Below are 11,744 nucleotides of genomic sequence, written 5' to 3'. Positions count from 1 at the left end.
AAGGAACGGACGCTTCCTTCGGACCGCCTTCCAGCGGACCCTCCGGGCTTCGTTCTTTCGTGTTTCCAGCTTATCAGATGTTTTCCGCTCCGTTTTCCGGAGTTTCATTCATTCGATTCGCTTTCGCCTCTCGGCGCTCCCGAACTCTATCAGAGTTTCTCGGTCCGTTTTCCCCGGTCGTTCTCGAATTCAGATTCGAGCCCGTTTCCGAGGGGCCGTCCCGTGGGGCAACCCGGAGAACATTACGCACCGGGTTGCCCCACGTCAAACCGGCCTCAGCCGGTGTTGAGCGGGCGTCAGACCTCGACGACGACCGGCAGGATCATCGGCCGGCGGCGGTAGTTGTCCGCGACCCACTTGCCGATGGTGCGGCGGACCAGCTGCTGCACCTGACGGGGCTCCAGGACACCGTCGCTCGCCGAGCGGTCCAGCGCCTCCTGGAGCTTGGCGGCCACCGGGACGAACGCGTTGTCGTCGATGCCGGAGCCGCGGGCCTGGATGGTCGGGCCACCGACGATCTTGCCGTTGGTCGAGTCGACCGCGACGAAGACCGAGATGAAGCCCTCCTCGCCGAGGATCCTGCGGTCCTTGAGCGAGGCCTCGGTGATGTCGCCGACCGAGGAGCCGTCCACGTAGACGTAGCCGGCCTGCACCTTGCCGACGATGCGGGCGACGCCGCGCTCCAGGTCGACGCAGACACCGTCCTCGGCGATGACCACGCGGTTGCGCGGCACGCCGGTGGCGATGCCCAGCTCGGCGGCCGCGCGCAGGTGGCGCCACTCGCCGTGGACCGGCATCAGGTTGCGCGGCTTGCAGATGTTGAAGAAGTAGAGCAGCTCGCCGGCCGAGGCGTGGCCGGAGACGTGCACCTTGGCGTTGCCCTTGTGCACGACCTTGGCGCCCCAGCGGGTCAGGCCGTTGATCACCCGGTAGACGGCGTTCTCGTTGCCCGGGATGAGCGAGGAGGCCAGGACGACGGTGTCGCCCTCGACGATGCGGATCTGGTGGTCGCGGTTGGCCATCCGGGACAGCGCCGCCATCGGCTCGCCCTGCGAACCGGTGCAGATCAGCACGACCTCCTTGTCCGGCAGGTCGTCCAGCTGCTTGACGTCCACGACCATGTTGCCGGGGACCTTCAGGTAGCCGAGGTCGCGGGCGATGCCCATGTTGCGGACCATCGAGCGGCCGACGAAGGCGACCTTGCGCTTGTACTCGTGGGCCGCGTCCAGGACCTGCTGGATGCGGTGCACGTGGCTCGCGAAGGAGGCCACGATGATCCGCTTGTCGGCGTTCGCGAAGACGTTCCGCAGCGCCGCCGAGATGTCCCGCTCGTGCGGGATGAAGCCGGGGACCTCGGCGTTGGTGGAGTCCACCAGCAGGAGGTCCATGCCCTCTTCCGCCAGCTTGGCGAAGGTCGGCAGGTCGGTCAGGCGGCCGTCCAGCGGCAGCTGGTCCATCTTGAAGTCGCCGGTGGCCACGACCATGCCGGCCGGGGTGCGGACCGCGACCGCCAGGGCGTCCGGGATGGAGTGGTTGACGGCGATGAACTCGCAGTCGAAGGGGCCGATGCGCTCGCGCTCGCCCTCCTTGACCTCCAGCACGTACGGCCGGATGCGGTGCTCGGCGAGCTTGGCCTCGATCAGCGCCAGGGTCAGCTTGGAGCCGATCAGCGGGATGTCCGGGTTCTCCCGCAGGAGGAAGGGGACGGCGCCGATGTGGTCCTCGTGCCCGTGGGTGAGGACGATGCCGTCGACCTTGTCGAGACGGTCCCGGATGTAGCTGAAGTCCGGGAGGATCAGGTCCACGCCGGGCTGCTCGTCCTCGGGGAAGAGGACGCCGCAGTCGATGATCAGGATGCGGTCGCCGTACTCGAGGACCGTCATGTTGCGGCCGATCTCGCCGAGGCCGCCGAGCGGAGTGATGCGGAGGGCGCCCTCCTTCAGTGCCGGGGGCGCGCCGAGCTCGGGGTGCGGGTGGCTCAAAAGACTCTCCTCACGACGCACGCCATATGCCCGGGGTCCTCCCCCTGGAGACATATGGCGCGCGTACTCAGTGTCGTTTTCCTACTGGGTCTGTGCTCTCGCGCCTTCGGACCGGTTCAGCGGCGGACCCTGGGAGGTCCGGCGAGCCGGGGCGCGCACGTCCGTGTCTGTCAAAGGTGTACCCCGCCGGCGGCGAGATCCTGCTTCAATCGCTCGATCTCCTCGGGCGTCGCTCCGACCAGCGGCAGTCGCAGCGGGCCGGCGGGCAGGCCCTGGAGTTCCAGCGCGGCCTTGCCGAGGATCACGCCCTGGGTGCGGAACATACCGCTGAACACCGGGAGCAGGCGCTGGTGGATGCTCGTGGCCTTGACCACATCGCCCGCCAGGTAGGCCTCGATCATCGCCCGCAGGTCCCCGGCCACCACGTGCCCGACGACGCTGACCACGCCGACGGCTCCGACGGACAGCAGCGGCAGGTTGAGGATGTCGTCGCCGGAGTACCAGGCGAGGTCGGAGCGGGCGATCGCCCAGGCCGCGGCGCCGAGGTCGCCCTTGGCGTCCTTGTTGGCGACGATCCGCGGGTGCTCGCCGAGGCGGACCAGCGTCTCGTGGCTCAGCGCGACCCCGCTGCGGCCCGGGATGTCGTACAGCATGACCGGCAGCCCGGTCGCGTCGGCGACGGCGACGTTGTGCCGGTACAGGCCCTCCTGCGGGGGCTTGCTGTAGTACGGCGTGACGACCAGCAGGCCGTTCGCTCCGGCCGCCTCGGCCTGCCGGGCCAGCTCGACGCTGTGGTGGGTGTCGTTGGTCCCGACGCCGGCGACCACGTGGGCGCGGTCCCCGACCGCCTCGGCCACGGCGCGGACCAGCTGGGCCTTCTCGGCGTCGCTGGTGGTCGGGGACTCACCGGTGGTGCCGTTGACGACGAGGCCGTCGTTGCCGGAGTCCACGAGGTGCGTGGCGAGGCGCTGGGCGCCGTCGAGGTCGAGCGCGCCGTCGGCGGTGAACGGGGTGACCATGGCGGTCAGGACCCGGCCGAACGGCGTCTGGGGGGTGGAGGTCGGAGCCATGCGTCCAAAGCTACTCGTAGGCGGTGGGACGTTACCCATGCCGGTCCAGTGTTCGGACAGGTGTAGCGCGTCGGTGGCGCGGACGTGGGATTCCGGCGCTGCCCGCTCGGGGGTTCGGGCAGCACCGGAATCCGTGTTCACGAATGTAGGGAGCGGCTAGATAAGCCGCAATCCAGACATGCCAGACACTCTGCCCGTATGCCGGTCGTCCCAGGTCAGGGGGCGACCCGGCCATGCTTCTCGAAGGCCGCATGGGTGAGCGGCATGAGCCGGGCCCACTGCTCCTCCATCTGCTCGGCGACCATCTCGATCTCGCGCTGCGGGAAGGACGGCACCGCCGAGTTCTCCCGCCGGGTGCGCAGCGACAGGAAGTGCATCAGCGAACGCGAGTTGCAGGTCGCGTACATCGAGGAGAACAGGCCCACCGGCAGCACCGCGCGGGCCACCTCGCGGGCCACTCCGGCGGCCAGCATCTCCTGGTAGCGGGCGTAGGACTCGCGGTACGCGGCCTCCATCGCCCCGGTGGTGGTGCTGTGCTGCTCCGGCGTGCCCTCGTGGAACTCGTACTTGCCGGGGCGGCCCTGCTGGACCAGCTTGCGCTCCTCGCCCGGGACGTAGAAGACCGGCTGCAGCTCGCGGTAGCGGCCGGACTCCTCGTTGTACGACCAGCCGCTGCGGTGCCGGTGGAACTCCCGGAACACGAAGATCGGCGCGCTGATGAAGAAGGTCATCGAGTTGTGCTCGAACGGCGTGCCGTGCCGGTCGCGCATCAGGAAGTTGATCAGGCCCTTGGACTTCTCCGGGTCCTCCTGGAGGGCCTCCAGGGACTGCTCGCCCGCGGTCGAGACCCGGGCCGCCCAGATGACGTCCGAGTCGGCGGCGGCGCTGCGGACCAGCTCCACCGTCACGTCGCTGCGGAAGCTGGGGGCCGTCGGTTCGTCGCTCACGCGTTACTCCTTGCGGGTTCGGTGCTGTGCAGCTTGATGGCGTGCTGCATGGTCTTGCGGGCGCGCGGGGTGTCGCCGGCGTCGGCGTACGCCACGGCGAGGCGGAAGAAGGCCCGCCAGTCGCCCGGCGCGGCCTGTGCCTCGGCCTGGCGGCGGGCGAACACCGCGTCGGCCGAGGCCCGGTCGATCCGCCCGCCCTTGCTGCGCTTCAGCTCGTCCACCGGCAGGCCGCCCTCGGCCTCCAGTTCGTGGGCCAGCCGCTCGCTGGCCCGGCCGAAGCGGACGGTCTGGCGCAGGAACCACACGCCGATCACCGGGATCACGAAGGCGCAGATCCCGATGCCGATGCCGAGCGGCTTGCCGGTCGCGATCAGCTGGACGCCCTCGCCCACGCAGACCAGGGCGACCAGCAGCAGCACGCCGGACAGGACGAAGAAACCGGTGCGGGAGGTCATCGGGCCCCTCCGGGAATCGGCACGGTCTGGTTCGGCATGGTTCGGATCGACACTGTCACAGGTCCAGGAAGTGTTCGAGGCCGAAGGTCAGCCCCGGCGTCCCGACGACCTTGCGCACGCCCAGCAGGATGCCCGGCATGAAGCTGCTGTGGTGCAGCGAGTCGTGCCGGATGGTGAGCGTCTCACCGGTGTCGCCGAACATCACCTGCTGGTGGGCGAGCAGGCCGCGCAGCCGCACCGCGTGCACCGGCACCCCGTCCACGTCGGCGCCGCGCGCGCCGGGCAGGCTGTGGGTGGTCGGGTCCTGCTGCGGCGGCCGGCCGGCCTCGGCCCGGGCGGCGGCGATCAGCTGGGCGGTGCGGGTGGCGGTGCCGCTGGGCGCGTCGGCCTTGCGGTCGTGGTGCAGCTCGACCACCTCGACCGACTCGAAGTACCGGGCGGCGATCTGGGAGAACTTCATGCCGAGGATGGCACCGATGGAGAAGTTCGGGGCGATCAGCAGGCCGAGCTCCGGGGCCTCGGCCAGCCGGCCGCGAACGGTGGCGAGCCGCTCGTCCGTCCAGCCGGTGGTGCCGGTGACCACGTGGATGCCGTGGTCCAGGCAGTAGTCCAGGTTGCCCATCACCGAGTCCGGATGGGTCAGCTCGACGGCGACCTCGGCACCGGCCTCGGTCAGCTCCTCCAGCTTCGAGCCGCGGCCGAGGGCGGCCACCAGCTCCAGGTCCGGCGCGGCCTCGACGGCCTTGACCGCCTCGGAGCCGATCCGACCCCTGGCGCCGATCACGGCGACACGCAGCGTCATAGCAAAGTTCCTCTCACCTGGGAATCAGCGGATCAGACCAGCAGATCGGCGAGCTTGGCGGCCCGCTTGTCATTGACCGGGCCGATCAGCGCGAGCGACGGCCGGTGCGCGCCCAGCACATCACGCGCCACCGCGTGGACGTCCTCCAGGGTCACCGCGGCGATCCGCTCCAGCATGTCGTCCACCGACAGGTGGTGCCCGTAGCTGAGCTCGGCCTTGCCGATCCGGTTCATCAGCGAGCCGGTGTCCTCCATGCCGAGCACGGTGGACCCGGAGATCTGGCCGATCGCCCGGTTCAGCTCCTCCTCGGTGATGCCCTCCTCGACCACCTTGGCCAGCTCGGCGCGGCAGATCCGCAGCACCTCCTCGACCCGCTTGGGCTGGCAGCCCGCGTAGATGCCGAACAGGCCGCTGTCCGCGTAGGACGAGGAGTACGAGTAGACCGAGTACGCCAGGCCCCGCTTCTCGCGGACCTCCTGGAACAGCCGGGAGCTCATCCCGCCGCCGAGGGCCGCGTTGAGCACGCCCATCGCCCAGCGGCGCTCGTCGTGCCGCGGCACCCCGGGCACGCCCAGCACCAGGTGGGCCTGCTCGGTGGAGCGGTTGAGCACCTCGACCCGGCCGGCCGTGCGCAGCGCCTTGACGCCGCGGCGGGCTTCCGCGGGGGCCGCGGTGGAGGCCGCCAGCACCGCTGCGAAGGCCTGCTCGACCTGCTTCACCACCTTGCGGTGGTCGAGGTTGCCGGCCGCCGCGACGACCAGGTTCTCGGGCCGGTAGCGGCGGCGGTAGAAGCCGGCGATCTGGTCCCGGGTGAGCGTCCTGATGGTCTCCTGGGTGCCGAGGATCGGGCGGCCGAGCGGGCCGCTGCCGAAGATCACCTTGGCGAACAGATCGTGCACCACGTCGCCCGGGTCGTCCTCGGCCATCGCCATCTCTTCCAGGATGACGCCGCGCTCGGACTCCACGTCCTCGGGCCGGATCAGCGAGCCGGTGAGCATGTCGCAGACCACGTCTATGGCCAGCGGCAGGTCGGTGTCCAGGACCCGGGCGTAGTAGCAGGTGTTCTCCTTCGCGGTGAAGGCGTTCATCTCGCCGCCGACCGCGTCCAGGGCGGCCGAGATGTCCAGCGCGCTGCGCCGCTCGGTGCCCTTGAAGAGCAGGTGCTCCAGGTAGTGGGTGGCACCGTTGAGCTGCGGGGTCTCGTCCCGCGAGCCGACGCCGACCCAGATGCCGAAGGTGGCGGAGCGCACCGTGGGCAGGGTCTCGGTGACGACCCGAAGGCCGCCGGGGAGGACGGTGCGGCGTACCGTCCCGGCGCCGTCGACGCCCTTGAGCAGGGTCCGGGTGGTGCCGGGACGCTGCATTACCGCCGGGGCCTGCGCCACGGGGGGTACCTCCAGAGGAAACGCACGTGTGGATGGGCACGTACGGACGAACGCGTGGACAACGGGGTGCGGCCCGCACGCCGGGAGGCGTACGGGCCGCGGGGTCAGCTAGCGGCGCTTCACTCGGAAGCGGCCTCGCCGCCCTCCTCGCCCTCGACGACCGGGATCAGGGAGAGCTTGCCGCGCGGGTCGATCTCGGCGATCTCGACCTGGACCTTGGCGCCGACGCCGAGGACGTCCTCGACGTTCTCGACGCGCTTGCCGCCGGCCAGCTTGCGGATCTGCGAGATGTGCAGCAGGCCGTCCTTGCCCGGCATCAGCGACACGAACGCGCCGAACGTCGTGGTCTTGACCACGGTGCCCAGGTAGCGCTCGCCGACCTCCGGCATGGTCGGGTTGGCGATCTGGTTGATCGTGGTGCGGGCGGCCTCGGCGGCCGGGCCGTCGGCGGCACCGATGTAGATGGTGCCGTCGTCCTCGATCGTGATCTCGGCGCCGGTGTCCTCCTGGATCTGGTTGATCATCTTGCCCTTGGGGCCGATGACCTCACCGATCTTGTCCACCGGGATCTTGATGGTGATGATGCGCGGCGCGTTCGGGGACATCTCGTCGGGCGAGTCGATGGCCTCGTTCATCACGTCGAGGATGTGCAGGCGGGCGTCCTTGGCCTGCTTCAGCGCGGCGGCGAGCACCGACGCCGGGATGCCGTTCAGCTTGGTGTCCAGCTGGAGGGCGGTGATGAAGTTGCGGGTACCGGCGACCTTGAAGTCCATGTCGCCGAACGCGTCCTCGGCGCCGAGGATGTCGGTCAGCGTGACGTAGTGGGTCTCGCCGTCGATCTCCTGCGAGATCAGGCCCATGGCGATGCCGGCGACGGCGGCCTTCAGCGGCACACCGGCGTTCAGCAGCGACATGGTCGAGGCGCAGACCGAGCCCATCGAGGTGGAGCCGTTGGAGCTGAGCGCCTCGGAGACCTGCCGGATGGCGTACGGGAACTCCTCGCGGGTCGGCAGCACCGGCAGCAGGGCGCGCTCGGCGAGCGCGCCGTGGCCGATCTCGCGGCGCTTGGGCGAGCCCACGCGGCCGGTCTCACCGACGGAGTACGGCGGGAAGTTGTAGTTGTGCATGTAGCGGCGGCGCGTCTCCGGGGAGAGCGTGTCCAGCTGCTGCTCCATGCGCAGCATGTTCAGCGTGGTGACGCCCAGGATCTGGGTCTCGCCGCGCTCGAACAGGGCCGAGCCGTGCACCCGCGGGATGGCCTCGACCTCGGCGGCCAGGGTGCGGATGTCGGTGACGCCGCGGCCGTCGATGCGGACCTTGTCCTTGATGACGCGCTCGCGGACGATCTTCTTGGTCAGCGCGTTGTAGGCGGCGCTGATCTCCTTCTCGCGGCCCTCGAACTCGGGCAGCAGCTTCTCGGCGGCCAGCGCCTTGACGCGGTCCAGCTCGTTGTTGCGCTCCTGCTTGCCCGCGATGGTCAGGGCCTGGGCGAGCTCGTCCTTGACGGCGGAGCTCAGCGCGGCGAGGACGTCGTCCTGGTAGTCCAGGAAGACCGGGAACTCGCCGGTCGGCTTGGCGGCCTGGGCGGCCAGCTGCGACTGCGCGGCGCACAGGACCTTGATGAACGGCTTCGCGGCCTCCAGGCCGGAGGCGACGATCTCCTCGGTCGGCGCCTCGGCGCCGCCCTCGACCAGCTTGATGGTCTTGTCGGTGGCCTCGGCCTCGACCATCATGATCGCGACGTCGCCGTCCGGCAGGACGCGACCGGCGACGACCATGTCGAAGACGGCCGACTCCAGCTCGCTGTGGGTCGGGAAGGCCACCCACTGGCCGTTGATCAGCGCGACGCGCACGCCACCGATCGGGCCGGAGAACGGCAGGCCCGCCAGCTGGGTGGAGGCGGAGGCGGCGTTGATGGCGACCACGTCGTACAGGTGGTCGGGGTTGAGCGCCATCACGGTGACGACGACCTGGACCTCGTTGCGCAGGCCCTTGACGAAGGACGGGCGCAGCGGGCGGTCGATCAGGCGGCAGGTGAGGATCGCGTCCTCGGAGGGCCGGCCCTCGCGACGGAAGAACGAGCCGGGGATACGGCCCGCGGCGTACATCCGCTCCTCGACGTCCACGGTCAGCGGGAAGAAGTCGAAGTGCTCCTTCGGCTGCTTGGACGCGCTGGTGGCCGACAGCACCATGGTGTCGTCGTCCAGGTAGGCCACGGCGGAACCGGCGGCCTGACGGGCCAGACGGCCGGTCTCGAAGCGGATGGTACGGGTGCCGAAGGAACCGTTGTCGATCACGGCCTCGGCGTAGAACACGTTCTCTTCCACCTGGAAGATCTCCTCTTTCGTACGTCTCCGGGAGAGCGTCCCCGCGTGCTGCCTGCGGTGGGCCCCGGGCCCTCGCCAGGAGGGCGGCAGTCGGGCCGGTCTTCGATCGAAGCCTCCGGAGTGCCCCGCTCGGTCTGCGGGGGTTCCGACGGCCACTACCGAGGACCGGCGCCTCACGGCTGCCGGGCCGGCTTGGGCGGTCCGCGTCTGGACGCTCTCTCGGATGCGGGCGGCTTCCGTTTGAAGCCTTCGTCCCGCGGGGGGTTCGGGTCCTTCTGCCCGGGTGGCGCGCTGTTTGCGCCATCACCCGGCATGCCCACAACCCTACGGTGCAATCCTCGGCCACCTGGGGAGGTGCGCGCGAGTTGTTATCTGCGGGCGCCGCGGCCCGATGGCCGCGGCATACGCACGAGGGGCGGCTCCCCGGTGTGGGGAGCCGCCCCGAGCGGCGGTCTTAGCGGGCGCCACCGGCGGCACCGCGGCGGATGCCCAGGCGGTCGACGAGCGTACGGAAGCGCTCGATGTCCTTCTTGGCCAGGTACTGCAGCAGGCGGCGGCGCTGGCCGACCAGGATCAGCAGGCCACGACGCGAGTGGTGGTCGTGCTTGTGGGTCTTGAGGTGCTCGGTCAGGTCCGAGATGCGACGGGAGAGCATGGCCACCTGGACCTCGGGGGAACCGGTGTCGCCCTCCTTCTGGCCGAACTCGGCGAAGATCTGCTTCTTGACGTCAGAGGCGAGAGCCACTGCAACTCCTTCGGGTGTACCGAGCGGTCCTGGTCGACAGCACAGGACTCATCGAGAACTCGGTGTCGCGAGCACCGCCGACGCCCTGCGGCCCACGACGGGGCTGCGGACACACGGCTGCGCTCGGAGGCCAAGCGTACCAGTGCCGCCCCACCCGGCCGTCCGGGGGATCCGCGGGCGGCCGGGAGGGCGGCGTCGGGGGCCGCGGCGGGCGGCCCGCGGGTCAGCCGGTGGCGCCGCGGACCAGCCGGTAGATGTCCAAGACGGCGAGCGCCAGCGGGACGAGCGAGATCAGGGTGAGGCTGTCCACCAGGTCCAGGATGCGCCCCCAGAACGGGGAGACCCCGAGCCGCGGCACCACCAGGGCGATCGCGGTGAGCAGCGCGGCACCGAAGGCGATCGAGGCGGTCAGCCAGATCGTGCGCAGGTCGAGCTCGGTGGTGGAGCCGGCCGCCCGCAGGAAGAACTGCGGGGTGTGCAGGGAGAGCCCGACGATCAGCAGGCTCAGGCCGAGCAGGCCGGCCACGGTGAGGCTGAGCACCTGCGCGGTGTAGCGGAACAGCCGGGCGCGCAGCATGGTGGTCAGGCCCAGCGCGAGCGCGAGCAGCTCGGGGAAGGTCTCGTCGGTGAAGCCGAGGACGGCGCAGGCGCCGACCACGACCGCGGCGCAGCCGCCGACCAGGCCGACCAACACCTCGTGGCCGCGGCGGGCCTGGTGCGCGATCCGCTCGTACTGGACGGCCTCGGCGCGCTCGGCCTCCTCGTCGTAGTCGCGGCTGCGGGTGCGGGTCTGGCCGGGGGCGCTGAAGCCGACCGGCAGCCGGGCGAAGCGGGCGGAGAGGCTCGGCAGGAAGCCGACCACGGCGACGGCGGCGACGCCGGTGACGGCGGCGATGTGCCCGGCCGGGGTCTGCGGCAGCAGGACGGCCGCGAAGGTGGCGAGCGCGCCGGCGGTGGAGACCAGGGCGGCGGCGACGAACACCGCGTCCTTCTCCGGCAGCAGGCCGGCCAGCAGCACGGCGACCACCAGGACGGCGACGCAGCCGGCCAGGAACTGGAGCCGTCCGGGGCCGTCCCCCGGGTGGGCGACGGCGATGAGGCCGCTGCCGCCGATCATGGCGTGCGGCAGCGCGCCGAGGCCGAGCGCGACGGCCGCGTGGGCGTCCTGGTAGACCCGGGCGCGCACCCCGGCGAGCGCCGTGAGCACGACGGCGGTGACGCCGGCCAGGACACCGGGCAGGCCGTGCATGTCGTGGCGCAGGTCGGAGAACCAGAGCGCGAAGCCGAGCAGGGTGAGCAGCACCCCGGCGCCGATCAGGCCGAAGCCGCGCATCAGCTCGGCGGTCCAGAACCGGCGGTCGGCCTCGACGGCGCTGGCGATGGCGTCGGCGACGTCGTCGTAGACGGCCGGCGGGAGCGACTCGGCGAACGGGCGCAGCGCCAGCAGGTCACCGTCGCGGACCTGCTGGGCGGCCAGCGGCAGGCCGCTGTCGAGCACCGTGCCGTCGCGGCGGACCAGGTGGAAGCCGGTGGGGGTGCCGTCGGGCTGGCTCTGGTTGGCCAGGCGCAGCACCTCGGGGTAGACGTCCGCGAGCGGGACGTCCTCGGGCAGGGCGACGTCGATCCGGCGGTCCGGGGCGACGACGGTCACCCGGCAGTAGCCCGTCGCGGCGGCGCTCATGCGTCCACCTCGCTGCGCTCGCCCATGAGGGCACCCACCCCGATCCTTCGACGCACTTGGCGCTCCCCCTTGTTGACGGTGCCGAGGCACGGCGGCGCTCGGTGTTGCTGTGGAACCGGCCCGGCCGGGCCGCGAGTTGGCGCGGCGTTACCCTACCCGTTCGGTTCGTGTCCGCTGCCGGTGCGTACCGGGCCCTGGCGGGCGGTGCGGGGGCGACCGTTAGGATCGGCGCCTGCGCAAAGGTACGGGGGCTGCGCTGGGTGGGGCGTCCTCAGCCACCGGATTCCCGTACGGGCCGTACGCAATCGCGTGAGGGCTGATACCGAAGTGATCGATCGACGCCGCGGGGT

The 11,744-nt window shown here is 70.9% G+C and carries 9 protein-coding genes; all 9 read right to left on the bottom strand.

Annotated features, from left to right (window positions below; translation table 11 throughout):
* Positions 1 to 296 precede the first annotated feature (296 nt).
* The 9 genes from ACFVUY_RS39160 to eccD all read right to left on the bottom strand — a co-directional run bounded on the left by ACFVUY_RS39160 (position 297) and on the right by eccD (position 11,394).
* Positions 297 to 1,982: a ribonuclease J gene (locus ACFVUY_RS39160; protein ID WP_359911588.1), complete on the bottom strand. Its 1,686-nt coding sequence runs from the start codon at positions 1,980 to 1,982 to the stop codon at positions 297 to 299.
* 170 nt (positions 1,983 to 2,152) lie between these two features.
* A complete protein-coding gene (gene dapA / locus ACFVUY_RS39155) occupies positions 2,153 to 3,052 on the bottom strand; it encodes a 4-hydroxy-tetrahydrodipicolinate synthase (protein ID WP_387736836.1) in 900 nt (299 codons plus the stop codon).
* A gap of 215 nt (positions 3,053 to 3,267) precedes the next feature.
* Positions 3,268 to 3,999: an FAD-dependent thymidylate synthase gene (gene thyX / locus ACFVUY_RS39150; RefSeq protein ID WP_387695038.1), complete on the bottom strand. Its 732-nt coding sequence runs from the start codon at positions 3,997 to 3,999 to the stop codon at positions 3,268 to 3,270.
* On the bottom strand, positions 3,996 to 4,454 hold the full coding sequence (locus ACFVUY_RS39145) for a tetratricopeptide repeat protein (protein WP_387695037.1): 459 nt from the start codon (positions 4,452 to 4,454) through the stop codon (positions 3,996 to 3,998). Before ACFVUY_RS39145 ends, thyX begins: the two co-directional genes overlap by 4 nt.
* A gap of 55 nt (positions 4,455 to 4,509) precedes the next feature.
* A complete protein-coding gene (gene dapB, locus ACFVUY_RS39140) occupies positions 4,510 to 5,256 on the bottom strand; it encodes a 4-hydroxy-tetrahydrodipicolinate reductase (RefSeq protein ID WP_387695036.1) in 747 nt (248 codons plus the stop codon).
* A 32-nt stretch (positions 5,257 to 5,288) separates the two neighbouring features.
* Positions 5,289 to 6,620, bottom strand: coding sequence for a pitrilysin family protein (locus ACFVUY_RS39135; RefSeq protein ID WP_359911647.1), 1,332 nt, complete (start codon positions 6,618 to 6,620; stop codon positions 5,289 to 5,291).
* 140 nt (positions 6,621 to 6,760) lie between these two features.
* Positions 6,761 to 8,968 carry a polyribonucleotide nucleotidyltransferase gene (locus ACFVUY_RS39130; protein WP_387695035.1) on the bottom strand — a complete coding sequence of 736 codons (2,208 nt, stop codon included), beginning with the start codon at positions 8,966 to 8,968 and terminating at the stop codon, positions 6,761 to 6,763.
* Between the two features lie 454 nt (positions 8,969 to 9,422).
* Positions 9,423 to 9,713: a 30S ribosomal protein S15 gene (gene rpsO / locus ACFVUY_RS39125; RefSeq protein WP_031072625.1), complete on the bottom strand. Its 291-nt coding sequence runs from the start codon at positions 9,711 to 9,713 to the stop codon at positions 9,423 to 9,425.
* Positions 9,714 to 9,936: 223 nt separating this feature from the next.
* Positions 9,937 to 11,394, bottom strand: coding sequence for a type VII secretion integral membrane protein EccD (gene eccD / locus ACFVUY_RS39120; RefSeq protein WP_387695034.1), 1,458 nt, complete (start codon positions 11,392 to 11,394; stop codon positions 9,937 to 9,939).
* Positions 11,395 to 11,744: the final 350 nt, after the last annotated feature.

The sequence above is a fragment of the Kitasatospora sp. NPDC058063 genome, from assembly GCF_042885395.1.
Taxonomy (GTDB): domain Bacteria; phylum Actinomycetota; class Actinomycetes; order Streptomycetales; family Streptomycetaceae; genus Kitasatospora; species Kitasatospora lactacystinica.
The sequence above is the reverse complement of the archived record's forward strand: the minus strand, read 5'-3'. Positions and strand labels throughout refer to the sequence as shown.

Coding starts and splice junctions, on each gene's coding strand:
- ACFVUY_RS39145 (WP_387695037.1), bottom strand. CDS start 4,454: ATGACCTCCCGCACCGGTTTCTTCGTCCTGTCCGGCGTGCTGCTGCTG.
- ACFVUY_RS39135 (WP_359911647.1), bottom strand. CDS start 6,620: ATGCAGCGTCCCGGCACCACCCGGACCCTGCTCAAGGGCGTCGACGGC.
- dapB (WP_387695036.1), bottom strand. CDS start 5,256: ATGACGCTGCGTGTCGCCGTGATCGGCGCCAGGGGTCGGATCGGCTCC.
- eccD (WP_387695034.1), bottom strand. CDS start 11,394: ATGAGCGCCGCCGCGACGGGCTACTGCCGGGTGACCGTCGTCGCCCCG.
- dapA (WP_387736836.1), bottom strand. CDS start 3,052: ATGGCTCCGACCTCCACCCCCCAGACGCCGTTCGGCCGGGTCCTGACC.